The organism is Micromonospora sp. CNZ297 (assembly GCF_007827625.1).
This window is the reverse complement of record NZ_VISU01000024.1, coordinates 1-26,503: the sequence shown is the minus strand read 5'-3', so window position 1 is coordinate 26,503 and position 26,503 is coordinate 1. Positions and strand designations below refer to the sequence as shown.

General features: G+C 73.3%; 22 protein-coding genes and 1 pseudogene. 12 read left to right on the top strand and 11 right to left on the bottom strand.

Annotated features, from left to right (window positions below):
- The first annotated feature begins 129 nt into the window (after window positions 1-129).
- Window positions 130-1,776 carry a PKD domain-containing protein gene (locus tag FB454_RS29355; RefSeq protein WP_186461676.1) on the top strand — a complete coding sequence of 549 codons (1,647 nt, stop codon included), beginning with the start codon at window positions 130-132 and terminating at the stop codon, window positions 1,774-1,776.
- A gap of 76 nt (window positions 1,777-1,852) precedes the next feature.
- Here FB454_RS29355 and FB454_RS29350 read toward each other — a convergent pair whose 3' ends face one another.
- Window positions 1,853-2,428: a hypothetical protein gene (locus tag FB454_RS29350; protein ID WP_013284248.1), complete on the bottom strand. Its 576-nt coding sequence runs from the start codon at window positions 2,426-2,428 to the stop codon at window positions 1,853-1,855.
- Between the two features lie 1,030 nt (window positions 2,429-3,458).
- On the opposite strand from FB454_RS29350, the gene FB454_RS29345 reads away from it, so the two are divergent.
- A complete protein-coding gene (locus FB454_RS29345) occupies window positions 3,459-4,460 on the top strand; it encodes an NAD-dependent epimerase/dehydratase family protein (RefSeq protein ID WP_071096157.1) in 1,002 nt (333 codons plus the stop codon).
- 49 nt (window positions 4,461-4,509) lie between these two features.
- Here FB454_RS29345 and FB454_RS29340 read toward each other — a convergent pair whose 3' ends face one another.
- Window positions 4,510-5,484 (bottom strand): Acg family FMN-binding oxidoreductase, encoded by a 975-nt coding sequence (locus tag FB454_RS29340; protein ID WP_145823899.1) that lies wholly within the window; start codon window positions 5,482-5,484, stop codon window positions 4,510-4,512.
- A gap of 187 nt (window positions 5,485-5,671) precedes the next feature.
- Here FB454_RS29340 and FB454_RS29335 point away from each other — a divergent pair, with 187 nt between their 5' ends.
- Window positions 5,672-6,310 (top strand): response regulator, encoded by a 639-nt coding sequence (locus tag FB454_RS29335; RefSeq protein ID WP_013284884.1) that lies wholly within the window; start codon window positions 5,672-5,674, stop codon window positions 6,308-6,310.
- Between the two features lie 6 nt (window positions 6,311-6,316).
- Here FB454_RS29335 and FB454_RS29330 read toward each other — a convergent pair whose 3' ends face one another.
- Both FB454_RS29330 and FB454_RS29325 read right to left on the bottom strand, forming a co-directional pair.
- Window positions 6,317-7,984, bottom strand: a complete 1,668-nt coding sequence (locus FB454_RS29330) for a sensor histidine kinase (RefSeq protein WP_176921766.1) — start codon at window positions 7,982-7,984, stop codon at window positions 6,317-6,319.
- 93 nt (window positions 7,985-8,077) lie between these two features.
- Window positions 8,078-9,088 carry an Acg family FMN-binding oxidoreductase gene (locus tag FB454_RS29325; protein ID WP_013284886.1) on the bottom strand — a complete coding sequence of 337 codons (1,011 nt, stop codon included), beginning with the start codon at window positions 9,086-9,088 and terminating at the stop codon, window positions 8,078-8,080.
- Between the two features lie 166 nt (window positions 9,089-9,254).
- On the opposite strand from FB454_RS29325, the gene FB454_RS29320 reads away from it, so the two are divergent.
- Window positions 9,255-11,603 (top strand): heavy metal translocating P-type ATPase, encoded by a 2,349-nt coding sequence (locus FB454_RS29320; RefSeq protein ID WP_013284887.1) that lies wholly within the window; start codon window positions 9,255-9,257, stop codon window positions 11,601-11,603.
- A 1-nt stretch (window position 11,604) separates the two neighbouring features.
- Here FB454_RS29320 and FB454_RS29315 read toward each other — a convergent pair whose 3' ends face one another.
- The 4 genes from FB454_RS29315 to FB454_RS29300 form a co-directional block, all read right to left on the bottom strand.
- Entirely contained in the window at window positions 11,605-12,471 is an 867-nt protein-coding gene (locus FB454_RS29315) for a universal stress protein (RefSeq protein ID WP_036311903.1), read from the bottom strand.
- A complete protein-coding gene (locus FB454_RS29310) occupies window positions 12,468-14,870 on the bottom strand; it encodes a phosphoketolase family protein (RefSeq protein ID WP_071096150.1) in 2,403 nt (800 codons plus the stop codon). Before FB454_RS29310 ends, FB454_RS29315 begins: the two co-directional genes overlap by 4 nt.
- Before the next feature lie 127 nt (window positions 14,871-14,997).
- Window positions 14,998-15,828 (bottom strand): universal stress protein, encoded by an 831-nt coding sequence (locus FB454_RS29305; protein WP_145823898.1) that lies wholly within the window; start codon window positions 15,826-15,828, stop codon window positions 14,998-15,000.
- A gap of 83 nt (window positions 15,829-15,911) precedes the next feature.
- Window positions 15,912-16,712 carry a PP2C family protein-serine/threonine phosphatase gene (locus tag FB454_RS29300; RefSeq protein WP_013284891.1) on the bottom strand — a complete coding sequence of 267 codons (801 nt, stop codon included), beginning with the start codon at window positions 16,710-16,712 and terminating at the stop codon, window positions 15,912-15,914.
- Between the two features lie 98 nt (window positions 16,713-16,810).
- On the opposite strand from FB454_RS29300, the gene FB454_RS29295 reads away from it, so the two are divergent.
- The 6 genes from FB454_RS29295 to FB454_RS29270 all read left to right on the top strand — a co-directional run bounded on the left by FB454_RS29295 (window position 16,811) and on the right by FB454_RS29270 (window position 22,085).
- Window positions 16,811-17,047, top strand: a complete 237-nt coding sequence (locus FB454_RS29295) for an HTH domain-containing protein (RefSeq protein WP_030275209.1) — start codon at window positions 16,811-16,813, stop codon at window positions 17,045-17,047.
- Window positions 17,047-17,622: a Clp protease N-terminal domain-containing protein gene (locus FB454_RS29290; protein ID WP_013474570.1), complete on the top strand. Its 576-nt coding sequence runs from the start codon at window positions 17,047-17,049 to the stop codon at window positions 17,620-17,622. The genes FB454_RS29295 and FB454_RS29290 overlap by 1 nt, the downstream gene beginning before the upstream one ends.
- Window positions 17,623-17,713: 91 nt before the next feature.
- Entirely contained in the window at window positions 17,714-18,721 is a 1,008-nt protein-coding gene (locus FB454_RS29285) for a diacylglycerol kinase family protein (protein WP_145823897.1), read from the top strand.
- Complete coding sequence (locus tag FB454_RS29280; RefSeq protein ID WP_013284895.1) at window positions 18,714-19,715, top strand: YihY/virulence factor BrkB family protein; 1,002 nt, start codon at window positions 18,714-18,716, stop codon at window positions 19,713-19,715. The genes FB454_RS29285 and FB454_RS29280 overlap by 8 nt, the downstream gene beginning before the upstream one ends.
- Window positions 19,716-19,792: 77 nt before the next feature.
- The gene (locus tag FB454_RS29275; protein WP_013284896.1) at window positions 19,793-21,283 is read left to right on the top strand and encodes a phosphatase PAP2 family protein; all 1,491 of its coding nucleotides are present in this window, start codon (window positions 19,793-19,795) and stop codon (window positions 21,281-21,283) included.
- Between the two features lie 4 nt (window positions 21,284-21,287).
- Entirely contained in the window at window positions 21,288-22,085 is a 798-nt protein-coding gene (locus FB454_RS29270) for an endonuclease/exonuclease/phosphatase family protein (RefSeq protein WP_145823896.1), read from the top strand.
- On the opposite strand, the gene FB454_RS29265 is transcribed toward FB454_RS29270, so the two are convergent.
- Together FB454_RS29265 and FB454_RS29260 are read right to left on the bottom strand one after the other, a co-directional pair.
- Window positions 22,072-22,725 (bottom strand): GAP family protein, encoded by a 654-nt coding sequence (locus tag FB454_RS29265; RefSeq protein ID WP_013284898.1) that lies wholly within the window; start codon window positions 22,723-22,725, stop codon window positions 22,072-22,074. The two genes, FB454_RS29270 and FB454_RS29265, sit on opposite strands and share 14 nt — an antisense overlap.
- A gap of 200 nt (window positions 22,726-22,925) precedes the next feature.
- Window positions 22,926-23,888, bottom strand: coding sequence for a TIGR03557 family F420-dependent LLM class oxidoreductase (locus FB454_RS29260; protein WP_013284900.1), 963 nt, complete (start codon window positions 23,886-23,888; stop codon window positions 22,926-22,928).
- 307 nt (window positions 23,889-24,195) lie between these two features.
- Between FB454_RS29260 and FB454_RS29255 the strand changes: the two genes are divergently transcribed.
- Together FB454_RS29255 and FB454_RS29250 are read left to right on the top strand one after the other, a co-directional pair.
- Window positions 24,196-25,596, top strand: coding sequence for a cellulase family glycosylhydrolase (locus FB454_RS29255; protein WP_145823895.1), 1,401 nt, complete (start codon window positions 24,196-24,198; stop codon window positions 25,594-25,596).
- A gap of 145 nt (window positions 25,597-25,741) precedes the next feature.
- Entirely contained in the window at window positions 25,742-26,308 is a 567-nt protein-coding gene (locus FB454_RS29250) for a hypothetical protein (RefSeq protein WP_114919781.1), read from the top strand.
- 110 nt (window positions 26,309-26,418) lie between these two features.
- On the opposite strand, the pseudogene FB454_RS29245 reads toward FB454_RS29250, so the two are convergent.
- Window positions 26,419-26,503 (bottom strand): annotated as a pseudogene (locus FB454_RS29245) (IS5/IS1182 family transposase); the annotation flags it as partial.

Below are 26,503 nucleotides of genomic sequence, written 5' to 3'. Positions count from 1 at the left end.
GATCGGCGGACGTATCCCCTTGGACGGTTCGTACCGGCCACATCGGTCACCCGGCTCCACCGTGCGGGTTATTCAGCCGTTGCCACCACGCGTGTCACTGTGATGCCCGATACGCAGGGAGGCGGTCACATGCACATGATCGAGCGGGGACGGTGGCGGCGGACGGCCGCCCGGTTAGGGGTGGCGACTGTCGTCGCGGCTGCCGGGGTGACGGTCTCGGCCGCGCCCGCGCAGGCCACCGCGACACGGACGGTGGCGTTCTTCAGCATGGACGAGCCGACATCGTCGACGGTGCTGACCGACTACAGCGGCAACGGCCGCCACGGCACGATCGGCGGCGAGGTGGTCACCGGCGCGCTCTACGCCGGGGCGACCGGCCACCGCTTCGCCACCCACCTGCCCACCGACAAGGAGTACGTCCCGGGCCACGTCGACCTGGTGCCGCACAGCACCGACTTCAACCCGGACGCCGGGGACTTCTCGGTGACCATCCGCTACCGGACCACGTACTCCTTCGGGAACATCCTCCAGAAGGGACAGGGCAACACGGCCGGCGGCTACTGGAAGTTCGAGGCCCCGAACGGTAAGCCGAAGTGCCTGTTCCGGGGCGCGGACGGCGCCTCCCGTACCGGCTACACGGACGTGCCGATCTCCGACGGCCAGTGGCACACGGTCACCTGCAACCGCACCTCCGCGTACGTGGAGATGTACGTCGACGGCGTGCGGACCAGCCGCCTCAACGGGCCGACCGGCACCATCGCCAACACCTGGCCGCTGTCCGTGGGTGGCAAGAGCCAGTGCGACGGTACGAAGGTCACCTGCGACTACTTCGCCGGCGACATCGACTACGTGAAGATCCTGAAGGGATCGGGCGGCCCGGCCAATCAGGCGCCGGTGGCAGCGCTGACACCCACCTGCTCCGGGCTGGTGTGCACGTTCTCCAGCGCGGCCTCCACCGACGCCGACGGCGCGATCCAGGACCACAGCTGGGCCTTCGGCGACGGTGACACCACGGGCACCGCCTCCGTACCGACCACGTCGCACACGTACGCGGCTGCCGGCACCTACCCGGTCACGCTCACCGTCACCGACGACCGGGGCGCCACCGGCACCGCGACAGTCGACGTGACAGTGGCGCCCGTACCGGAGCGGATCTCGTTCGTCGGCCAGGCCACCGCGAACGCCAACTGGACCAGCCACACGGTCACCGTCCCGGCCGGTGTGCAGGCCGGTGACACGCTGCTGCTCGTGCTCAGCCAGAACACGCACACCGGCACCGGTGAGCCGACCGGGGTGACCGGCTGGGCCAGGCTCGACCGCCTCGACGGTGGCTTCGCCACCACCACCGCCTGGTGGAAGACCGCGAGCGCGGGTGACGCCGGCACTGCCGTCCGGGTGACACTGGACAGCCAGGCGAAGGGCAACCTGGTGCTGGCGGCGTACCGGGGGGTGGCACCGGGCGCGCCGGTCTTCACCAGGGCCACCGACCCGGCGAGCACCGCCACCCGGATCACCCCCTACGCGCCGGTGACCGCCGCGCAGAGCTGGGCCGTGTCGTACTGGCTGCACGGCGACAGCACCTCCACCGCGCTCACCCCGCCGTCCGGCGTGGCGGTGCGCAGCAACACCTCGCAGACCGGCGGCGGCCGGGTGACCGGCCTGCTCGCCGACTCGGGGAGCAGCGTGCCGACCGGCAGCTACGGCGGACTCACCGCCACGGGCGCCGCGGCCAGCACGACCACCACCACGTGGACGTTCGTGCTGCCCCCGGCCTGACCCATCGGGTACGCGTGAAGGCCGGCACCCCGTTGGTTCGGGGTGCCGGCCTTCAGCTTGGTCTCACTTGTTGGTCTTAGCTGTTCCAGTGCTGGGCGACGAGGTCGGCGGCCTGCTGCTCCCACTGGGCGTAGTGGTCCGGGTAGGCCGACACCTGGACGGTCTGGGCGGCCTTGGTCAGCGGCATGTCCTGCCAGCCGTCGACCTGCTTCAGACCCTTCAGGAACGCCGTCGTGGAGTACTCCGGGTCGGTGATCTGCTCGACCGTGCCCCAGCCACTGGACGGGCGCTGCTGGAACAGGCCCTGCGAGTCGTGGTCGTTACGGTCACCGAGGTGGCCGAGGTTCTCCAGCTTCGACTCCTGCAACGCCGTCGCGATGGAGACGACAGCGGCACGCTCGTCCATACCGGCCTTCTTCGTCGCCGCAATGATCGCCTTCACATTCTTGGTCTGCTCGTCGTTCAGGTCGATACGCGACTGCTCACCCTGCACACCGTGCGGGATCAGCTTGTCACCCTGCACGCTCACACTGACCGGCTTCGCCACGTGCGTGGTCTCCGCCGCGTGCGCGGCCACCGGACCGGCGAACACGCCACCGGTGAAAGCCAGACCAGCAACACCCAGAATGCTCTTACGCAGAATCGTGTTCATCAGAAGTGCTCCATTCGGGGGTCGACACACCCCGCAGGGGGACCGGGGTGCGTGGGCACCGTCAGGCGCTCAAGAAAGTCTTCGGGGGATCCGGCTGCTCGCGAGGGCAGAGGGGGGCCTCGTCGCGGCGCCGGAAGCATGTCCAACGACCCGCCACCCGCCACCATTCCCGGAGGCTCAACACGCCACCAGAAAGCGGCGCGGGGGTTCACGTCGTCGGAACCATGTTCAACGACCAGCCGGCCGGGATCATTCCCCGCAGCTCACGTCGCCGGAACCGTACTCAACGACCAGCCGCCCCGGGGTGATTCCCAAGGCCTTGCAGATACCACCCCACTCGCGGGGCGAGCCTCGCTCGGCCGTTCACCCGGTTACAACGCCACCCACCCGCCCGCGATTCCACCCCCAGAGTGCCACCCACCACCCCCAAACCGGACACCCCCGGCCCACACGGTCACAACACTCCCGCGCCCCGCACCCGCGATGCACCCCCGGAACCTCCCACCAGCACACCCAGCCCGCCGTACCGCCCCCTGCACCCGCCGCACTACCTGCACCGGCCACAACCGCAGGCCCTCTGCCCCGTCGATCATGAAGTTAGCGGCGACAAAACGGACACGGAATGCCGTCAACCTCATGATCGACGCGTCCGGGCCGGGCTGGCCGGGGGCGGGAGCGAAGCGCCGGTGATCACCCGCGCGATCTTGCAGTTCGAGCCCTTCAGGTGCCCTATTTGCGAGGTTTGCGGGGTACGAAAGTGCAAGATCGCGGGCTGCTCGGGAGGGGGTTCGTGCCGCGCGCTGTCCGGAGTCCCCCCGCCCATCACCGTCGATCTTGGAGTTGTGGCGCCTCTAATGCCCGGTAAGCGCATTTCGCGAGGTGCCACAACTCCAAGATCGGCGGGTCATGTCCGGTGCGGACGAGGGCGGCGGGCCCGGGGAGGGACGGGAGGTCGGGTTCTGCCGTTGGCAGATCTGCTGACTGTGAACTTGGTGCCTGCCGGGCCGTGCTGGGCGGCAGGCTGGGACCTATGCGACTCCTGATGCTTGGCGGTACGGGCTTTGTCGGCGGTGCGGTCGTGGCCGAGGCGGTACGCCGCGACTGGCAGGTGACCGTGTTCAACCGGGGTGTGCACGGGCGGGTGCCGGACGGCGTACACCGGTTGCGGGGCGACCGGACCGCGCCGGACGGGCTGGCCGCGCTCACCGGCGGCGAGTGGGATCTGGTGGTGGACACCTGGGACGGCGCGCCCCGCGCGGTACGGGACGCCGCGCTGGCGCTCGCCGACGCGGTGCCGCACTACGTCTACGTGTCCAGCGGATCGGTGTACGCGCCACCCGTCGCGCCCGGCAGCGGCGAGGAGGCGCCCACAGTGCCGGCCGACGCGGACGGAGACGACGGTGACTACCCGGCGAACAAGGCCGGCGGGGAACTCGCCGCGACGCGGGTGTTCGGCGACCGGGCGCTGCTGGCGCGCGCCGGGCTGATCCTGGGGCCGGGGGAGGACATCGGGCGGCTGCCGTGGTGGCTGAACCGGGTCGCCCGGGGCGGGGACGTGCTGGCGCCGGGGCCGCGTGACCTGCCCATCCAGTACGTGGACGTCCGGGACCTGGCGACCTGGGTGCTGGACCGGGGCGCCGAGGGCGTCGGCGGGGCGTACAACGTGGTGGGTCGCACCGGGCACGCGACGATGGGTGACCTGCTCGACGCGGCGGTGGCGGTGACCGGGTCGGACGCGACGCTGCGGTGGACGGCGCCGGAGCCGATCCTGGCCGCCGGGGTGGAGCCGTGGAACGACCTGCCGGTGTGGATTCCGCGCGGGCACGAGTACCGGTGGTTGCAGGAGCGGGACGTGGAACGCGCGTACGCGGCGGGGCTGGTCTGCCGGCCGGTGACCGAGACGGTCGCCGACACCTGGCGGTGGCTGCGCGAGGTGGGGCGCGTGCCGGACCGGGCGGGGCGGCCGGCGCGCGCACCGGTCGGCCTGGCGCCGGAGCGGGAGGCCGCCCTGCTGGCCGCGCTCCCGGCCTGACCCCGAGAGGCAGGGCCGCGCTCCCGGCCTGACCTGCGGAGGGTACGGGTCAGGCCGGCACGACCGGCAGGTCGAGGACCTCCTCGACCGGGCGACGCGGGGTGGCGCGGCCCGGCTGGCCGTACCCGATCCGCATCACCATCTGCGGGGTGCCGAACCGGCCCAGCGACATCCGCAGCGCCTCGCGTGCGGCGGGCACCTCGATCGGCTGGGACAGCATCGACACGCTCAGCCCGGCGTCGGTGGCGGTGAGCAGTACGCGTTGCAGCGCCTGCCCGGCCAGGATCTGGTCGGCCGAGGTGTTGCCGGCCGAGCCGAGCACCGCGACCAGCGGCTCCGGCTCGAAGTCGCGGCCGGGGGCGCGGTTGCGTCCGCCGAAGCCGCGCTGGGGCAGCAGGTCCTGCGGTTCGCTCTGCGGTCCGCCGGCGCCGGAGGGCACGCCGTCCGGGGCCGGCTCGGAGCGGATCCACTCGGCCCGTTCGGCCACGTACGCGGGGTCGCGTTCCAGCACGCGGTGGGCGCTGCGGGCGACCTCGGCGACCGCGTTGACGGCGCTGGTGCCGATCACGAGTTCCAGCCAGCACTGTTCGGCGCGGGCCGCCTCGCCGAGCCGCCAGCGGGCCTCGGCCGGCACCGGGTCGGGCCAGAACGGCGCGCGGTTGCTGAACCGGTGGCCGATCGCCCCGTACAGGCTCTGCTCGACCGGGGTGGGACGGCGCGGCACGTCCGGCACCAGCCGGGCCACGACGTCCGGGTCGGCGGGGTACGGGCGCAGCCGCACAGTGGCCGGGGTGCCCGCGACGGCGAGCGCCAGCCGCAGGTTGAACAGGGCCGCCCCGGCGGCGATCCGTGCGCCCCAGCCGGACGGGTCGGTGGCGGGCAGGCCGCGCAGCGGGTCGACGGACACCTCGATGCCGCCGTCGACGAGCCGGAACCGCCACGGCTGGGTGTTGTGCAGTGACGGGGCCCGGACCGCGTCGGCGACCGCGGCCCGCAGTTGCTCGGCGGTGTATTCGGTCGTCATGGTGGTGCTCCCTCTCGTGCGGCGCCGGCTTCCCCGGCCGGGTACACCACTACGGTGCGTCAGCGGGCGGCGCGGTGAGCAGGGCCGGAGGTCCCCACCTGGGCCCGGCCGTCGGTCCCGGCCGGCGCGGGCAGGACGGGACTTTCGACCCGTGCTACGGGGGCGGGAAAGCGGGTAGAAAGGACTGATGATCCGGGTGTTCCTGCTCGACGACCACGAGGTCGTCCGTCGTGGCCTTGCCGACCTGCTCCAGAGCAGCGGCGACATCGAGGTGGTCGGCGAGTCCGGCCTGGCCCAGGAGGCGGCGCGCCGCATCCCGGCGCTGCGCCCCGACGTGGCGATCCTCGACGCCCGGCTGCCCGACGGCAACGGCATCGACGTGTGCCGGGACGTCCGCGCGGTGGACTCCTCGATCAAGGGGCTGATCCTCACCTCGTACGAGGACGACGAGGCGCTGTTCGCGGCGATCATGGCGGGCGCCGCCGGGTACGTGCTCAAGCAGATCCGCGGCACCGACCTGGTGGACGCGGTCCGCCGGGTGGCGGCCGGGCAGTCCCTGCTCGACCCGGCGATCACCACCCGTGTGCTGGAGCGCATCCGCAGCGGCGTGGAGCAGCCGCGGGAGCTGAAGTCGCTCACCGAGCAGGAACGGCGGATCCTGGAGTACGTGGCGGAGGGGCTCACCAACCGGGAGATCGCCGGGAAGATGTTCCTGGCCGAGAAGACGGTGAAGAACTACGTCTCCAGCGTGCTCGCCAAGCTCGGGCTGGAGCGGCGTACCCAGGCGGCGGTGCTGGCCACCCGCCTGCTCGGCAAGAACACCTGACGGCTGTCAGTCGAGCGGGACGCTCCAGCGCACCTCGGTGCCGCGCGGCTCGGCCCGGCGCAGTGAGAACTCGCCGCCCAGCCGCTCGGCCCGTTCCCGCAGGTTGACCAGGCCGCTGCGGGCCGCCCCCGGGTCGCAGCCGACGCCGTCGTCGGTGACGGTGATCTCGACGCGGCCGGAGTCGACGCGTACGCGCACCGACACCCGGTCGGCCTGCGCGTGGCGTACCGCGTTGGAGAGCGCCTCGCGCAGCACGGCGGTGAGTTCGGGGCGCAGGTCGTCCGGGACGGCGCTGTCGATCGGGCCGATCAGTTCCAGCTCGGGGCGGTAGCCGAGCGACTCGGCGGCCACCTCGATCGCCTCGCGGATCTCGGTGCGCAGCGCCGCGCTCATCGGGGTGCGCAGCTCGAAGATGGTGCGGCGGATGTCGCGGATGGTGGCGTCGAGGTCGTCGACGGCCTGGTTGATCCGCTTGGCGGCCTCGGGGCGGGCGTTCATCGCGCCGCTCTGCAGTTGCAGGCCGGTGGCGAACAGCCGCTGGATCACCACGTCGTGCAGGTCACGCGCGATGCGTTCGCGGTCCTCCAGGACCACCAGCAGTTCCCGCTCCTCCTGGCCGCGGGCGCGTTCCATGGCGAGCGCGGCCTGCCCGGCGAAGCTGGCGAGCAGCGCGAGGTCGTCGTCGGCGGCGGGCCCGTGGTCGGGCCGGTAGCCGATCACCAGGACACCGTGCAGCGTGTCCGCGGCGGCGAGCGGGGACACCACGGCCGGCCCGGCGACCACCGGCCGGGGCCAGGGCGCCGCGGCGGCGAGGTCCTCGACCTGGTCGTGGCGGCTCTGCGTGACGGACGCGGCGAAGCTGGTCTCGGCGGCCGGCAGCACCGCGCCGACCAGTTCCCGGGTGACCGGGTCGGCGCCGTCGACCACCTCGACGGTGAACTGCGCCTCGTCCTCGTCGTAGAGCAGCACCAGCGCCAGTTCGGCTTCGGCGACCTCACGGGCGCGGCGCGCCACGAGCGTCAGCGCGTCGGTACGGCGTACCTCACCGAGCAGCACCGAGGTGATCTCCGCGGCGGCCGCCAGCCAGCGTTCCCGCCGGTGCGCCAGCGCGTAGAGGCGGGCGTTCTCGATCGCCACGCCGGCCGCGGCGGCCAGCGCCACCACGATCTCCTCGTCGTCCTCGGTGAACTCGGCCGCGCCCTGCTTCTCGGCCAGGTAGAGGTTGCCCCAGACGTGGTCGCGGATGCGCACCGGAACGCCGAGGAAGCTGTGCATCGGCGGGTGGTTCGGCGGGAAGCCGTACGAGTTGGGGTGCTTGGTGATGTCCGGCATGCGGACCGGCTTCGGGTCGTCGATGAGCAGGCCGAGCACGCCCCGCCCGTGCGGCAGCTCGCCGATCTTCGCGTGCAGCTCGGGGCTGATGCCGTGGACGATGAAGTCGTGCAGCATCCGGTCGGGCCCGATCACGCCGAGCGCGCCGTAGCGGGCACCGGCCAGCTCGCACGCCGACTGCACGATCCGTTGCAGCGTGCTGCGCAGGTCGAGGTCGGACCCGATGCCGACGACCGCGTCCAGCAGTGCCCGGAGCCGCTCGCGGCTGGTCACCACCTCGCCGACGCGGTCGAGCATCTCCTGGAGCAGTTCGTCCAGGCGGACGCGGGACAGCGGGGTCAGCCCGAGCGACGGTGTGAGGTGCTCGTGCCGGGACTGGGGTGCGGCGGCCACCCGGCGATGGTATCGCCCGGTGGCCGCCGTGATCGAGACCGGTCAGGCGAGACGGTCGCGGACCGCCGAGGTGTCGACTGTCTGCGCGACGTCCAGCCGGGGCGTGTGCGGGGGGCCGGCGTGCGTCGGGTCGGCCAGGCCGAGCCGCATGCTGATGTACGGGAACCCCAGGCCGGAGAGCATCTGCCGCAACACCTCGCGGGTGCTCTCGACCTCCACCACACCGGACAGCGGCACCAGCGACACCCCGTGCCGGGTGGCGGTGAGCCAGGCGGCGGAGAGCGCCTCGCCGGCGCGCAGCCAGCTCATCGTCTCGTCGTCGGAGCCCCACAGGATCCCGTAGACGGCGGCCTTGTCGTGGCCGGGTCCGATCGGCAGCGAGCCGGCGCGGCCGAAGTCGCGGGCCGGAACGGTCGTCTGCGGGGCCTGGTCGGGCAGCACCTCCGGCGGCAGCCCGGTGCCGGTGCCGGCCCGGCTGATCCAGTACGCCAGTTCCTCGCGCAGGTCCGGGCTGTCGGCCTCGACGGCGGCGGCCTGCTGGGCGGCGCTGGCGAGCTGGATCTTCTGGGTGTCGTCGAGCAGTTGCAGGTTCACCCCCTCCAGCGTGGCGGCCCGGTCGATGTCGTTCAGCGCGGCGGTGGGGATCGGCTCGTCGCTGACCGGCCGCCGGTCGGTGTGCCGCACCTGCATGCACTGCACGACGCGCATGGCGTCGGGGTCGGCGCCGGTGTGCTCGAGGCTGGTGAGCCGGGCCAGCAGGTCGGGTTCCTTCGGGTCGGGCAGCCGTTCCACCACCGGGGTCCAGCCCTCGGCGGCCAGCGCCACCCGGGCGTGGTGCAGCGCGGCGCCGCAGCTCACCACCAGCAGGTGCCCTTCCGGGTCCATGGCGCTGAGGTGCCGTTCGCGGACCACCCGCAGCTCCAGCGCGTCGGGCAGGACCGTCCAGTGCCACGGCTGAGTGTTGTGCACCGAGGGGGCGTGGCCGGCCATTCCGGCGGCCTCCGCGAGCGCGGTGGTCAACGGGCGATCGCCGGCCGGCGTCTCGTGGCTCATCGTCACGACCTTTCCTGTTTTCCCCATCGTGCCCCACGCCCGGGACGCCCGGGTGGGGATGCCGCTCCATCCTCGGGCATGCCCGGCCGCCCCCGCAGGGGTCCTTCGCCCCCGGATTACCCGGGTCGCCCCGCCCGCCCCACGTCCGGGCTGAGACGATCCACACGTGGGAACCGAACCACGCGAGTGCGTACCCGAGCAGCCGGCCCGCGCCCGGCGGTGGGCCTGGGCCGAGTGGGCGCCGCTGGTGCTGCTCACAGTGGCCGTGCTGGCCGGCGCGGCGCTGTGGTTCGCCGGCGCGCACGACGCCGCCCGGCTGGTCTGGGCGGCGGTCACGGTGGTGGCCCTGGTGCCGGCGGCCTGGACGACGCTGCGCCAGCTGTGGCTGCGGCAGTTCGGGGTGGACGTCATCGCGGTACTGGCGCTGCTCGGCGCGCTGCTGGTGCGGGAGTTCCTGGCCGGTGCGGTGATCGCGGTGATGGTCGCCACCGGGCGGGCGCTGGAGGAGTACGCCCAGCGCCGCGCCACCCGTGACCTGCGGGCGCTGCTGGAACGCGCGCCCCGGCAGGCGCGCCGGCGTACCCCGGACGGCGGGATCGAGGTGGTGCCGCTGGACCGCGTCGCGGTGGGGGACCGGCTGGTGGTCGGACCGGGCGACGTGGTGCCTGTGGACGGCGTGGTCGAGGAGTCCGCGACGCTGGACGAGTCGGTGGTCACCGGCGAGTCGCAGCTGGTCACCCGCGCGGCCGGGGAGGAGGTGGCCAGCGGCGTCGTCAACGCGGGCGCCGGCTTCGGGCTGCGGGCCCGCCGCAACGCGGCGGAGAGCACCTACGCCGGCATCGTCCGCCTGGCCGGCGAGGCCACCGCCCGCAAGGCCCCGATGGTACGGCTGGCCGACCGGTACGCCGCCGCGTTCGTACCGTTCACGCTGGTGCTGGCCGGGCTGGCGTGGCTGCTGTCCGGCGAGTTCACCAGGGCGGTGGCGGTGCTGGTGGTGGCCACCCCGTGCCCGCTGCTGCTGGCGACCCCGATCGCCGTGGTGTCCGGGCTGTCCCGGGTGGCCCGGCGCGGCGTCCTGGTCCGCGACGGCGGGTCGCTGGAACAGCTCGGCCGCGCCCGTACCCTCCTGCTCGACAAGACCGGCACGCTCACCGCCGGGCGGCCCCGGGCGGCCGAGGTGGTGGTGGCGCCGGGCGGCGACCGCGACGAGGTGCTGCGGCTGGCCGCCTCGGTCGAGCAGCTCTCCCCGCACGTGCTGGCCGCCGCGCTGGTGCGGCAGGCCCGCGAGCGGGGGCTGCCGCTGGCCGAGCCGACGCAGGTCACCGAGGAGCCGGGGCACGGGGTGAGCGGCCGCGTCGACGGGCGGATGGTGCACGTCGGTCAGCTCGCCGGGGAACCGCCGGAGTGGGCGGGCCGGCTCGGTGAACGCGCCGAACGGGCCGGGCGTTCCGCGGTCTGGGTCAGCGACGACCACGGGCCGCTCGGTGCGATCCTGCTGGAGGACCCGGTCCGCCCGGACGCCCGGCGGACCGTGCGGCGGCTGCGCGAGGCGGGCCTGGAGCGCCTGGTCATGGTGACCGGCGACCGCCCGGGCACGGCCCGGCAGGTGGCGCAGATCGTGGGCGTGGACGACGTGATCGCGCGGTGCTCGCCGCAGGAGAAGGCCGATCGGGTACGCCAGGAGTCGGCGCGCGCGGTGACTGTGATGGTCGGCGACGGCGTGAACGACGCGCCCGCGCTGGCCGAGGCGCACGTCGGCGTGGCGATGGGCGCGACCGGGGCGACCGCCTCGGCGGACGTGGCCGACGCGGTGCTCACCGTGGACCGGCTGGACCGGCTCGCCGACGCCGTCGAGATCGCCCGGTACGCCCGCCGCATCGCGGTGCAGAGCGCCACCGTCGGGATGGGGCTGGCGGTGCTGGCGATGCTGGTGGCCGCGGCGGGCCGGCTGCCCCCGGTGGCCGGCGCGTTCCTCCAGGAGGGCATCGACGTCCTGGTGATCCTCAACGCGTTGCGCGCGCTCGGCGGCGGCCTGCGGCGGCGGGACCTGCCGGCGCACACACGCGAGCTGCTCGACCGGTACGCGGGCGAGCACGGCGGCGTGCGCGACGTGCTGGCCCGGCTGCGGGACACCGCCGACATGGTGGCGACCCGCCCGGACGATCCGGCGTGCCTGCCGGCGCTGCGCGAGGTGCACCGGCGCCTGGTCGACGAGGTGCTGCCGCACGAGGCGGCCGAGGACCGGCAGCTCTACCCGGCGCTGGCCGGGCCGCTCGGCAGCGACGAGGCGACCTCCACGATGAGCCGGGCGCACGTGGAGATCGTGCGGCTGGTGGAGCGGATCGGCGGGCACCTCACGGCGCAGCCGGACGGCCGGCTGCGCCGTGACGAGGTGCCCGATCTGCTGGCCGCGCTCTACGGCCTGGACGCGGTGCTGCGCCTGCATCTGGCCCAGGAGGAGGAGGACTACTTCTCGCTCAACCCGGAGGAGGGCTCCACCGCGCCCGGCCGCTGAGTCAGCGCTCGCGTACCACAGCCACGGGGCAGTGCGAGTGCTGGATGAGTTGCTGGCTGACCGAGCCGAGCAGCATGCCGCGCAGGCCGCCCCGGCCCCGGCTGCCGACCACCACGAGTTGCGCCGACCGGCTCGCCTCCACCAGCAGCGCGGACGCGCTGCCGGGGACCGCCTCGATCTCGACCGGCACGTCGGGGAAGCTCTCCTGCCACGGCGCCAGCTCCGCCTCGGCGGCGGCCCGTTCGCTCGCGGCGACCTGCTCCGGGTCGAAGTCCGGCGGCACCCACCGGTCGCCCGGCGGCTCCCAGGCCCGTAGCACCCGCAGCGGCACGTCCCGCTGCGCGGCCCGCTCGACGGCGAAGCCGAGCGCCCGCAGCGCCGACTCCGAGCCGTCCGAGCCGACCACCACCGGCCCGGACGTGGCGGCCTGGCCGTCGCGGACCACCACCACCGGGCAGTGGGCGTGCGCGGCGACCGAGACCGCCGTGGAACCGGCGAGCAGCCCGCCGAAGCCGCCGTGGCCCCGGCTGCCGAGCACCAGCATCCCGGCGTCGGCGGACCGCTCCTGGAGCACCAGCGCGGGCGGGCCGTCGAACACCTCGCCGTGCACGGTCAGGCCCGGCCGCTCGGCGGCGGCGTCCGCCGCCGCCTTGCGGACCAGTTCGTCGACCTGCTGCCGGGCGGCCTCGTCCGGCCACACCCCCGGCGCCACGCCGGGACCGATCCAGCCGGTCACTGTCAGCCACTCGAAGACGTACGCCAGGCGTACCGGCCGACCCGACCGGCCCGCCTCGTCCAGCGCCCAGTTCAGGGCGACCGCCGCGTCGGCGGACCCGTCGTAGCCGACCAGGATCTCCTCGCCGCTCATTCCCCACTCCTCACGGCCGGGTCGTTCTCGCGGATCCAGCGCCACTCGGCGACCCGGGGGTCGTCCTCGCCGTAGCGGCGGGTGTAGTCGCGGCAGGCCTGGCGGGCGTCCACCATGTCCTGGCGCAGGTGCGCGGCGCGCGACCGCAGCCCCGGCACCCGGTCGATCACGTCGATGACCAGGTGGAAGCGGTCCAGGTCGTTGAGCATCACCATGTCGAACGGCGTCGTGGTGGTGCCCTCCTCCTTGTAGCCGCGCACGTGCAGGTTCTCGTGGTTGGTCCGGCGGTAGGTGAGCCGGTGGATCAGCCACGGGTAGCCGTGGTACGCGAAGATCACCGGCTTGTCGCGGGTGAAGATGGTGTCGAACTCGTTGTCCGGCAGGCCGTGCGGGTGCTCCGACGGCGGTTGCAGGCGCATCAGGTCGACCACGTTGACGACCCGTACCTTCAGGTCCGGCAGGTGCCGGCGCAGCAGGTCGACGGCGGCGAGCGTCTCCAGCGTCGGCACGTCGCCGGCGCAGGCGAGCACCACGTCCGGCTCGGTGCCGTCGTCGCTGCTGGCCCAGTCCCAGATGCCCAGGCCGCGGCGGCAGTGCTGGATCGCCTCGTCCATGGTCAGCCAGTTCGGCGCGGGCTGCTTGCCGGCCACCACCACGTTGATGTACTGCCGGCTGCGCAGGCAGTGATCCATCGTGGACAGCAGCGTGTTGCCGTCCGGCGGCAGGTAGACCCGGACCACCTCGGCCTTCTTGTTCACCACGTGGTCGATGAAGCCCGGATCCTGGTGCGAGAAGCCGTTGTGGTCCTGGCGCCACACGTGGCTGGACAGCAGGTAGTTCAGCGACGCCACCGGCTCCCGCCACGGGATGTTCCGGGTCACCTTCAACCACTTGGCGTGCTGGTTGACCATCGAGTCGACGATGTGGATGAACGCCTCGTAGCTGGTGAAGATGCCGTGCCGGCCGGTCAGCAGGTAGCCCTCCAGCCAGCCCTGGCACAGGTGCTCGGAGAGCACCTCCATCACCCGGCCGTCGGGGGAGAGGTGGTCGTCGCCGGGCACCTCGGCGCCCACGAACGCGCGGTCGGTCACCTCGAACGCCGCGCCGAGCCGGTTCGAGGCGACCTCGTCCGGGCCGAACAGGCGGAACGTCTCCGGGTTGCGGGCGATCACGTCGCGGACCCAGGGCCCGAGCACACCCGTCGCGCCGGCCATCGGCTCACCCGGCGTCGGTACGTCGACCGCGTAGTCGCGGAAGTCCGGCAGCTCCAGGTTGCGCAGCAGCCTGCCGCCGTTGGCGACCGGGTTGGCGCTCATCCGGTGGTCACCTGTGGGCGGCAGGTCGGCCACCTCGGCGACCGGGCCGCCGGTGGCGTCGAACAGCTCCTCCGGCCGGTAGCTGCGCAGCCAGCGCTCCAGCTCGGCCAGGTGCTCCGGGTTGTCCCGCACCTCGGAGATCGGCACCTGGTGGGCGCGGAACGTGCCCTCGACCTGCTTGCCGTCGACCCGGGACGGCCCGGTCCAGCCCTTCGGCGTCCGCAGGACGATCATCGGCCAGCGGGGACGCTCGACGTGCTCGCCGGAGCGGGCCCGGCGCTGGATCGCGGTGATCTCGTCGACCGCCCGGTCGAGCGTGGCGGCCAGCAGCTGGTGCACCGTCGCCGGGTCGTCGCCCTCGACCACGTACGGCTCGTAGCCGAAGCCGCGCATCATGTCCCGCAGGTCCTCGCGGGGGATCCGGTCCAGCACCGTCGGGTTGGCGATCTTGTAGCCGTTGAGGTGCAGGATCGGCAGCACCGCGCCGTCGCGGGCCGGGTTGAGGAACACGTTCGACAGCCAGCTTCCGGCCAGCGGGCCGGTCTCCGCCTCGCCGTCGCCGATCACGCAGGCCACGAGCAGGTCCGGGTTGTCGAACGCGGCGCCGTACGCGTGGCTCAGCGCGTACCCCAGCTCGCCGCCCTCGTGGATCGAACCCGGCACCTCCGGCGCCACGTGGCTCGGGATGCCGCCCGGGAAGGAGAACTGCCGGAACAGCCGCTGCATGCCGGTCTCGTCCCGGGGGATGTGGTGGTACAGCTCGCTGTAGGTGCCCTCCAGCCAGGTGTTCGCCACCAGCGCCGGGCCGCCGTGGCCGGGGCCGGTGACGAAGATGGCGGACAGGTCCCGGTTCACGATGACCCGGTTGAGGTGCGTGTAGAGCAGGTTGAGCCCGGGGCTGGTGCCCCAGTGGCCCAGCAGGCGCGGCTTGACGTGCTCGGGCTTGAGCGGTTCGCGCAGCAGCGGATTGTCGAGCAGATAGATCTGGCCGACGGTCAGGTAGTTCGCCGCGCGCCAGTAGGCGTCCAGCCGGCGCAACTCGTCTTCGGTCAGGGGGCTGTGCAGGTTCACCGCGGTGTCCATGCTGCCTTAGCCTCTCGTGGCTCGGGGTCGGCTGCCACTCGGGGACCACATTTTCTTCCCCGGCGCGTCCAGCCTCGTCCCATCGGGGGTCGCCGGTCAGGGCCGTAGGTCCCGCCTCGCGCGGGCGTCATGACCCGTCCCCGGCGTCCGCGGGGATGCCCCGTACGACGATCAGCGGGGCCGGCGAGTGGTAGAGCAGGGACTGGCTGACCGCGCCCAGAGTGGACCCTACCGGCCCGTCTCCCCAGGCGGCCACCACCGCGAGCTGCGCGGCGCGGGACCGGTCGAGCAGGACGGACCTCGGCTCACCGTGGACGGTCTCGCAGTCGGCGGTGACCCGGGGATACCGCCGGGCCTGCCGGGTGACCGCCTCCTCCAGCCGCCCGTCGTCGCGGTCGCCGGACTCCGGCTCGATCACCCGGACGGCGAGCAGACGGGCGCCGCGGTGCTGCGCGCAGTCGAAGGCGTACGCGAGGGCGGCCTGCGAGCTGGGCGATCCGTCGAAGCCGACGAGCAGCGGCCCGGGCGGCGCCGGCTGGGTGCGCCCGACCAGCACCGGGCAACCCGCCCGGGCGGCCACGTCCACTGCCGGCGTGTCGGCCGGCACGCGGTCCGGGTGGGCGGACATGCCCCCGTCACCGAGCGCGATCATGAAGGCGGTGTCGGCGACCCGCAGCAGCGCCTCGACCGGGGAGCCCTCGACGATCCGGCCGCTGACGGGCACCTCCGGCGCGCACTCGGCGACGACCTGTCCGGCGTGCTCCAGCACGTTCTCCGCGTCCGTGCGGGTGCCGCCGGCCGGGGCCGGGCCGGGCGTCGCGGCCCAGTTGAACGCGTGCAGCAGGTGCAGCGGCCGGTCGTGGGCGGCGGCCTCGGCGGCGGCCGTGCGGACCACCGTCAGATCGGCCTCGGACCGGCTGACTCCGACCACCACCGCGCCGTGGCTGGGTGCGGCCACCCCGGCTCACCTCCCGACCCCTGCTTTTCACCCACCGTAGTCGTGGGACCGGGTGCGCCGGAGCGGGTCGGCGGAACTGGCGGTCAGCGCGGGGCGGGCAGTGCCGGGTGGACGCGCAGCACGACGGCTGTGGCGTTGTCCTCGCCGCCCTCGTCCAAACTCGCGGCGAGCAGGGCCTCGGCGGTGCGCGCCGGGTCGCGCCGCGCGGAGAGCAGGTCGCGCAGCCGGTGGTAGCCGAGCTGGTCGCTGATCCCGTCGGTGCACAGCAGCCAGGTGTCGCCCCGGCGCAGCGGCACGGCGAGCAGGTCCGGCTCGGGCCGGTCCGGGTGGCCGACGTAGCGCAGCAGCTGGTAGCGCGCCCGCGCCGCCTCCGGCGAGTCGGCCGGCCACCAGCCGTGCAGCAGGCCGAGCCAGGCCATGGTGTGGTCGACGGTGACCAGCTCCAGCAGACCGTCGCGCAGCCGGTACGCCCGCGAGTCGCCGAGCTGCACCAGCCAGCCCTGCTCGCCGTCCGGCTCGACCACGAGCGCGGTGAGCGTGCACCCGGTCAGGCCGGACTGCGCGGCGCCGGCCTGGCGTACCCGCCGTTGGGTCTCGGCCACGGCGGCCCGCAGCGCGGCGGCGCCGACGGCGGGCCAGCCGGCGCGGACCCGCGCGGTGAACGTCCGGGCCGCTGTCGTGCCCGCCACCCGGCTGCCCTCGCCGTCGCCCATCCCGTCGCAGATCACCGCGAGCGGCAGCTCGGGGTCGACGTGCAGCACGTCGTAGTTCTCCGGGTAGCGGTGCCCGACCACGCTGCCGCCGGCGATCTCCAGGGTGAGGCGGCCGGCGGTGAGCCGGCGCGCGGACTCGACCGGCCGGTCCAGCGGGCGGCGGCGGAACACCAGCGGACCGTAACACCGGGACGGGCCGGACAGCGGCAGGCCGGGTCGCCTGTCAACCAGGGTTGACGCGAGGGGTGTTGTCAACCTACATTGACAGCATGAGTCAAGCGACGGAACTCGCGGCGGCGGCCGGCAGCACCGACCCCAAGGTCGGCCTGCGCGCGGTGCTCGCCCTGCGCCGGCTGCTCGAACGGCTCGAGGTGATCCAGGTCGACAACGCCCGGCGACAGGGCTGGTCGTGGCAGGAGATCGCCGACGCCCTCGAGGTCAGCCGGCAGGCGGTCCACAAGAAGCACGCCGGGCGGCCGGCGGTGCGCGAGAGCTGGGAGGCGTGATGTTCGAACGATTCACCGACCGGGCCCGTGCCGTGGTGCACCACGCGCTCGACGAGGCCCGCGCCGAGGGGCGGCGGCCGGTCGGCACCGAGCACCTGCTGCTGGGCGTGCTCGCCGACCGCGACAGCCTGGCGGTACGGCTGCTCGCGGCCGGCGGCGTCGACGCCGAGGTTCTGCGCGCCGCGGTGGCCCGCCACACCGCCCAGGGCGTGGACGGTCTCGGCGCCGCGGACGCCGCGGCGCTGCGCGAGATCGGCATCGACCTCGCCGCGATAGTGGCCCGGATCGAGGAGTCCTTCGGCCCCGACGCGCTGCGCGAGGCGACCCCGCGCCCGCGCCGATGGTGGCGTCGCGGGTCGCACCACGGCACGTTCTCGCCCCGCGCCAAGAAGGTGCTGGAGCTGTCGCTGCGCGAGGCGCTGCGGCTGCGCCACCGGCACATCGGCACCGAACACATCCTGCTCGGCCTGCTGCGCGAGGGCGGCGGCCCGGCCGCCGTGGTGCTCACCGAGGCCGGGGTGGACATCGACGACCTGCGGCGGCGCGTCGACGCGGCGCTGCGCGAGGCGGCCTGACCCGCATCCGGTTTTCAAACCTGTTTGCGGTTCTCGCAACGTCCCGCTCCGCCGGGTCGCCGTCACGCCCCGTGTCCTGCACACTGACGCCGTGGACGGTGCAGACGACAAGTGCCCGGTGAACGCGGAGAACCGCACCCCGCGCTCGGCAGTGGTGGTCAACCCGGTGAAGGTGGCCGACCTGGACGAGTTCCGCCGCACCGTGGACGGCGCGCTCGCCGCCGCCGGGTGGCCGGCCCCGACCTGGTACGAGACGACGGTCGAGGACCCGGGCCGCGGGCAGGCGGAACAGGCCGTGAAGGCGGGCGCGGAGGTCGTCTTCGCCTGCGGCGGCGACGGCACGGTGATGGCCTGCGTGACCGCGCTGGCCGGCACCGACGTGGCGCTCGCGGTGCTGCCCCAGGGCACCGGCAACCTGCTGGCCGCCAACCTGGGCCTCTCCGGCGACCTGGCCGCCGGGCTGGAGGTCGCCGTCGAGCGCGGGATGCGCCGCCTCGACGTCGGCGTGGTCGGCGACAAGTGCTTCGCGGTGATGGCCGGAATGGGCTTCGACGCCCAGATGCTCGACTCCACCTCGGAGACCACGAAGAAGCGGATCGGCTGGCCCGCGTACGTGGTGGGCGCCGCCCGCCACCTGCGCGACCGGCCGATGCGGGTCTCGGTGCGCATCGACGGCAAGCCGCCGCTGCGCCGCCGGGCCCGCTCGGTCCTGGTCGCCAACGTCGGGCGTCTCCAGGGCGGGGTACGCCTGCTCACCGAGGCCGAACCGGACGACGGCTGGCTCGACGTGGCGGTGCTGACGCCGCGTACGCTGCGCCACTGGCTCGCCATGGGCTGGGCGGTGCTGCGCCGTCGCGACCGGGTGCCGGGGATGGAGGTGTTCCGGGCCCGCTCGGTCGAGATCACCAGCACCCGGGCGCAGCCCCGGCAGCTGGACGGCGACCTGATCGAGCCGGGCCGGTCGCTGAAGGCCACCATCCGCCCCGAGTCGCTCTGGCTCTGCGTACCGCGCCCGCAGGAGCATCCCGACCTGGCGGTGGACGCCGACGCGGTCGGCGAGCGCGGTGAGCACCTGGTCGAGGAGGCCCGCCGTGAGTAGCACGAAGCTGGTCCCCGAGACCCGGCTGATGACCGAGGACCAACTGTCCGCCGACGACGCCTGGCACACGCTGCGCCGGCACGGCGGCTGGTGCCTGCTGCGGGACGCGTTCATCCGGTTCCGCTACGGCGACGGGTTCAGCCACTCCCGGGCGCTGGCGTTGCAGCTCTGCCTGGCCGTGGTGCCGTTCCTGATCGCGCTCACCGGTCTGATCACCGACCTCGGCGTGGACGAGGGCGGCAAGGTCGTCGCCGACACGGTGCTGGCGATCACGCCCGGCCAGAGCGAAGCGATGGTGCAGGACCTGCTCACCGACAGCGAGCGCACCGAGGACGCCGGTGAGCTGGCGCTGACCCTCGGTCTGCTCACCGGGCTGGTCGCGCTGACCACCACGATGGCGCAAATCGAGCGGGGCGCCAACCGGATCTACGGCGTCGAGCGGGACCGCCCGGCGCTGGCGAAGTACCTGCGCGCCGCGGTCCTCGCGGTGGTCGCCGGCGTACCCGCGCTTGCGGGCTTCCTGATCCTGGTCGGCGGCCGGGCGATGGGCGAGTCGGTACGGCGGCACTACGAGTGGGGCGACGTCGCCATGGCCGGGTGGGACGTGATCCGCTGGCCGCTGAGCCTCGGCCTCACCGTGCTGGCCGTCGCGGTGCTGTTCCGGCACGCCCCGCGACGCCGCCAGCCCGGCCTGTCCTGGCTCTTCTTCGGCGCGTCCATCGCCATCGCGATCTGGTGGCTGGCCAGCCTGCTGCTCGCCGCGTACGTGAAGTACAGCGGCGGATTCGGCCAGACCTACGGCGCGCTGACCGGCATGATGGCCCTGTTGCTCTGGGCCAACCTCACCGGGATCGCGCTGTTCGGCGGGCTGGCGTTCGCCGCGCAGCTCGAAGCGATGCGCATCGGGGTGGAGGAGCCCGCCCAGCCGGACCTGTGGGAGCCGGAGGCGCAGCGGGCGGAGCTGTTCGACACCGGTGAGATGACCTCGCTCTGACGCCACGCCGGTCCGGCGTGTACGGAACACGCCGATCGGGTACAGCGCGCCTCGCAGAAGAACGAGGGAGGTGCGGTGTGACCGCGGTCAAGGAAGCCGGGAGCCGGCCGCTCAGCCATTTCGCGGAGCGGAGCCTCGCGGGCCTGCTCGCCGTGGCCGGCGCGGGAGTCGGGTTCGGCGTGCTGCTCATGCTGGTCCGGTTCCGGTGGAGCCCGCTCTACCACGCCGACCACGAGACGGCCGAGTGGTTCAACAACCTCGTGGCCCCGCACGGCCCGCTGGTCACAGTGCTCCAGGCGATCACCGACCTGGGCGGGCGGCCGGTGCTGATCTGGCTGGTCACCATCGCGGTGGTGGGCCTGCTGATCCGCCGCCAGTCCCGGCTGGCGGTCTACCTGATCGTCACCGGCGCCGGCGGGCTGATCCTCGACCCGTCGCTCAAGGCGCTGGTCGGGCGGCTGCGCCCGGTGGTGGACGTGCCGATCGCCAGCGCACCGGGCAACAGCTTCCCCAGTGGTCACGCGCTCGGCTCGTTCGTCGCGTACGGGGCGCTGCTGCTGGTGTTCCTGCCGGCCATGTCGCCGCGCTGGCGCAAGCCCGCCATCGGCATCGCCGCCCTGCTGATCTTCCTGGTCGGACTGACCCGGATCGCGCTGGGCGTGCACTTCGTGTCGGACGTGATCGGCGGCTGGCTGCTCGGCGCGGCCTGGCTGGGCGTCACCGCGTATGCCTTCCGGCTGTGGCGGCGCGAGCGCGGCCGGCCGGTGCCGCCGCTGCGCGAGGGCCTGGAGCCGGAGGCGGGCGAGGACCTGGCGCTCGCGCCGGACGAGGAGAAGGTGCTGGAGCACCCGCGCTCGGCGATCGCCGAGCTGCTGGTCGGCTGGGTGCTCGTCTTCGGGGTGCTCTACGCGTTCGGCATGTTCGTCAGCTACCACGCCAAGGGCACGTTCTTCGACACGCTCGACACCGAGGTGCCGCGCTGGTTCGCCGAGCGGCACACCGACGCGCTCACGGAGCTGAGCTGGTGGTGGAGCAAGTTCGGCGACACCCACGCGATCCTGCTGGTGTCGCTGGTGTTCTGCCCGATCGTGCTGGCCGTGTGGCGGCGGTGGCGGCCGGTGCTGTACGTGGTGCTGGCGATGTTCGGCGAGCTGAGCCTGTTCCTGGCCAGCGCCCGGGTGGTGGACCGCCCCCGTCCGCCGGTGGAGAACCTGGACGGGCAGATGCCCACCTCGTCGTTCCCCTCCGGGCACATCGCGGCGACCATCTGCCTCTGGGTGGCCATGGCGGTCATCGTGTTCCCGCGTACCGACAGGTGGTGGCGGTGGCTGTTCGTGGGCCTGGCGGTGCTGATGCCGGTCGGCGTGGCCACCTCCCGGATGTACCGGGGTATGCACCACCCGACCGACTTCATGGGCGCGATCCTGCTCGGCGCGCTCTGGCTGTCGTTGCTGTACTGGGTGATCCGCCCCAACGCCGACGTGTACGAGGGCAACCGGCCGGCGATCGAGTCCGAACAGGTCGACGAGCTGGACGACGAGCTGGCCAAGGCCGCGCGGCCGGACTGAGCCGATGCTGCGGGTGATGACCTGGAACATCCGGACCGGCGGGCGGGACGGCGACGGCACCGACCGCCGGGACCGGATCGTCTCGGTCGTCACCGCCCAGCGCCCCGACGTGCTGGCCCTGCAGGAACTGCGCGGCATGGACGCCACGCTGGGCGGCCTGGCCGGGCGGCTCGGGATGACGCCGTACCTGGCCCGGTCCTGTTTCGGCCAGCCGGTGGCGGTGCTGGTCCGCCCGCCGCTGCGGGTGCTGCGCGCCGGCCGGGTCCGCCGCCCGTTCCACCACGCCGCCGCCCGGGTGCAGGTCGCCACCGGCGCGGGACCGCTCACCGTGTTCAGCACGCACCTGAACCCCTACTCGGGCGGGCGGCGACGGATGGAGGCGGACTGGCTGGCCGCCGCGCTCCGGCGCACCGGGGGAGAGCTGGCCCTGCTCGCCGGGGACCTGAACACGCTGGAGCCCACAGCCGACCACACCGCCCGGCTGGCCGGGCTGGCCACGCCGTACCGGCGGCGGCACCTGCGCCGCGACGGCCGTACCGTGGACACCCGCGCGGTGGCCCGGCTGCTCGACGCCGGGCTGGTCGATCTGTGGCCGCGGTCCGGCGGCGACGAACCCGGCGGCCTGACCGTGCCGACCCGGCACGGCGGCGCCGAGTTCGCCGGGATGCGGCTGGACTACCTGCTCGCCACCCCGGCGCTGGCCGACCGGGTACGAGCGGTGCGGGTGGTCCGCGACGGTGACGCCGACTCGGCCTCGGACCACTATCCGGTGCTGGCCGAGGTGGACCTCACGGCCGGCTGAACGACCCCGCCAGGTCGGCCACCACGAAGGCCGCGAAGATGAGGATGACCGTCTCGCTGACCAGCCAGGAGTGCCTGTCGGTCCAGGAGCGGAAGGCGGGCAGCAGACGCTCCGCGCGCTCGCCGGACAGCAGCAGCGTGAGCAGCGGCAGGGCCAGCAGCAGCACGGTGAGCGCGACGAACGGCAGCAGATGCCACCACGGGCGGCCGTGCCCGGCCATGCTTCCCGCGACCGACGCCATGACCAGCTCGTCGCTCGGTACGGCGACGGCGAGCACCAGCCCCAGACCGAAGGCGTACGCGGGCCGGGGGTCCTGCAACCGGCGCAGCCACCCGGACGGCCGGTCGCGCCGCCGCCTGCGGAACGTGACCACCATGAGGACCGCCAGCAGGCCCAGCACGATCCAGTCGATGAGCCGCCGGCTGCCGCCTGCCCCGATGCCGTGCACGGCGGTGTGCCGCACCACCCGGAACGCCGCGTACCAGAGCGTCAGCGGCCCGAGGACGCCGACCGCCACACCGCCCAGGAAGGCCGCCGAGCTGCGCCGCGGGTGGCGGCCGGAGGCGAGGACGACGGCGCTGACGAGCTTCGACCCGGCGACCATCTCCAGCGCCAGCGGCAGCGCGGTCAGCAGGGGCATGCCCCATTCTGGTGTCGCCGTCGCGCGCGCCGGGCCGGGTTCTACAGGACCAGGTTGAGCAGCACTGTGAGCACCACCGAGGCGACGATCGAGAAGAGGATCATCAGCAGGCAGCCGAGCCCGCCCCCGGCGGGCCGGATCTCGGTGTTCCCGATACGCATGGCGTCAACTCCTCAGCGGGGGAGGTAGCGGTGCGGCGGTCACAGCTCGCGCAGCCGGGGCAGCAGTTCCTCCTGGGCCCAGTCGAGGAACATCGGCTGGGTGTCGCCGCCCACCTGGACCAGCGCGACGTGGGTGAAGCCGGCATCGACGAACTTCTTGAACGCCTCGACGTGCCGGTCGGTGTCCGGGCCGCAGGAGATGCCCTCGGCCACGTCCTCCTCCCGGACGAACCGGGTGGCCGCCTCGAACGACTCCGGGCCGGGCAGGTCGGCGTTGACCTTCCAGCCCAGACCGAACCAGCGGAACTGGTCGTGCACGATCTTGCGGCACTCGTCCTCGTCCGGGCCGTAGCAGATGGCGACCTGCCCGTAGCGGGGGCGGCCCGCGCCGCCCGCCTCCTCGTACATGTCGATCAGGTGGGACAGCGGGTCGGTGGCGATCATGGCGTCGGCGTACTCGGCGGCCAGCGTGGCCGACTGCCGCCCGGACGCGGCCACCGCCATCGGCACCGGCCGCTCCGGCCGGTCCCAGACGTACGCGTCGGGCACGTCGAAGTGGTTGCCGGAGAACGTCAGCGTCTCGCCGTTGAGCAGCGGCCGGATGATCTGCAGCGCCTCCTCGAACATCTCGTGCCGCTGCTGCACGTGCGGCCACCCGCCCACCACGTGCTCGTTGAGGTTCTCCCCGGCGCCGAGACCGAGCGTGAACCGTCCGTCCGAGAGCACCCCGATGGTGCTGGCCTTCTGCGCCACCACCGCCGGGTGGTACCGCCGGATCGGGCAGGTCACGAACGACATCAGCTCGGCCCGGCTGGTGGCGTGGGCGACCGCGCCGAGCACCGACCAGGCGTACGGGGAGTGGCCCTGGGACTCCAGCCAGGGGTAGTAGTGGTCGGACATGACCAGATGGTCGAAGCCGGCGGCCTCGGCGCGTACGGCGTGGTCGACCAGTTGTTTCGGGCCGGCCTGCTCGCACATGAGGGTGTAACCGACGTTGACCATGGCACGTCTCCTTCCCGGGGCGGATCGTCCCCGGATACCCCGCCCGGCGCGGGTCAACCCTGCTGTCCGCTTCCCCGGTTGACGTGCCCCGGCTTCTTAACCGGTTCAGTCGAATTGCCGCGGTCGCACCTCGCCGCCTCCCGGCTTGCCCCGCTTAACCGGTTGCCTAATGCCTTCCATCGCCCTACGCTGATGCCTGCGTCCGTTCGGGAACCGGGCGGCGGCTACCGGGCTCAGTCGCCACCACCTCGTCACCGTCACCGCACCCCCGCTCGGGCACGGGGGAGACCTTCCCCTGAGGACAGCCATGAAGAAACTGCTCTCCGTCGCGGGCGCCGCCCTGCTGACGGCCCTCGCCGCCGTCTTCGCCCTCGGGCAGCCGGCCCACGCCGCCACCGGGTTCTCCGTCTCCAACGGGCGGCTCTACGACGCCAACGGCGTCGAGTTCGTGATGCGCGGGGTCAACCACGCGCACACCTGGTACCCGCAGCAGACCAGCTCCTTCGCCAACATCAAGGCGCTCGGCGCGAACACCGTCCGGGTCGTCCTGTCCAGCGGCGACCGCTGGACGAAGAACAGCGCCGCCGACGTGGCGAACGTGATCTCGCTGTGCAAGGCCAACCGGATGATCTGCGTGCTGGAGGTGCACGACACCACCGGGTACGGCGAGGACGGCGCCGCCACCACGCTGGCGAAGGCCACCGACTACTGGCTGAGCATCGCCGACGTACTCAAGGGCCAGGAGAAGTACGTCATCGTCAACATCGGCAACGAGCCGTTCGGCAACCAGGGCTACAGCGCCTGGACCACCGACACGTCGAACGCGATCAAGCGGCTGCGCGCCGCCGGCCTGACCCACACGATCATGGTGGACGCGCCGAACTGGGGCCAGGACTGGACGTTCACCATGCGCGACAACGCCGGCACCGTGTTCGCCGCCGACCCGCAGCGCAACACCGTCTTCTCCATCCACATGTACGGCGTGTTCGACACCGCCGCCGAGATCAGCGACTACCTGGGCCGGTTCCGGACCGCCGGGCTGCCCATCGTGGTCGGCGAGTTCGGCTTCAACCACTCCGACGGCAACCCGGACGAGGACGCCATCATGGCGTACGCCCAGGCCAACGGCATCGGCTACCTCGGCTGGTCGTGGAGCGGCAACGGCGGCGGCGTGGAGTACCTGGACATGACCACCGCGTTCAACCCGGCCCAGCTCACCAGCTGGGGTCAGCGGATCTTCAACGGCGCCAACGGCATCGCCGCCACGTCCCGCGAGGCGTCGGTGTACGCCGGCAGCACCCCGACCGCCAGCCCCACCGCCAGCCCCACCGGCAGCCCGACCAGCAGCCCGACGCCGACGAGCAGCCCCAGCCCGACCCCGCCGCCCACCACCACGCCCCCGCCGTCCGGTGGCTGCACCGCCACCTACACCATCGCGAACTCGTGGCAGGGCGGCTTCCAGGGCGAGGTCAAGGTGACCGCCGGAGCCGCCGCGATCACCGGCTGGACGGTCCGCTGGACGTTCGCCAACGGCCAGTCCGTCACCCAGGCGTGGAACGCCAGCGTCAGCAACAGCGGGTCGGCGTACACCGCCCGCAACGTCGACTACAACGGTCGCCTCGGCGCCGGCGCGAGCACCAGCTTCGGCTTCATCGGCAGCTGGCAGGGCACGAACTCCACCCCCGCCCTAACCTGCACCGCGAGCTGATCACCGGTGGCCGGGCCCGCGCGGGCCCGGCCACCGCTCTCCGACATAGTGATCAAGGGGTTTGTGCCGCGTCCGGGCGCGGGTACAGACGCCACGCCCTTGATCGCGGGTCGAGGCGCGAGCGCGAGGGACCGGAGGGGACGCCATGAGCACGGGGACCAGGGGACGACCGTCGGGGCTGGTGATCGGCTCGCTCGTGGCCATCTCGTTCGGCACCGTGTTCGTGCTGGTCAACAGCGGTGGCCTGCCCGCGCCCTGGCCGCTCGTGGTGCGCGTCGCCGGCCTGCTGGTGGCCGCGCTGCTCCTGGTCACGCTGTTCCGGGTGGCCGGCCGGGAGACGCCCGCCCCGCAGCGGGAGGCCGCCGGGTTCATGGACCGCCGCTACTGGCTGGTGGTGGCTCTGGAGGCGGTCGCGCTCCTCGGTGGCCTGTCCGTGATCAACAACGTGCTGGACCGCCCCGCCGTGGCCGTCGCCTGGGTGGCGGTGGTCGTCGGCGTGCACTTCTTCGGCCTCGCCCACGTCTGGCGGATGCCGCTCTACCACTGGCTGGGCGCCGTGATGACAGCGCTCGGCCTGGCCGGGTTCCTCGCCCACGCGCTCGGCGCGGGCGCCGGCACCGTCGGCCTGATCTCCGGTGTGGGGTGCGGCGCAGCCCTGTTCGCCGCAGTGGCCCTGGCCCTGCGGGACACCGTCCGTCGCGCCGCCGCCTGAGGACGGCCGGACCGCTGATCGCCGTCGAGAGGAACGCGGCCGGTAATTGGTGACTCAGGGTGTTGCGCTCTCCGCTTAGCGTGAGGGGGGTCGTACTCCTTGAGCCTTTTTCATCCTGCGTAGCGGTTGGCTTCGACGTGGTGCAGAACGAGGATGGCCTGCACGATCGTGGTCGCCCGCCGTGGGCAGCAGCGC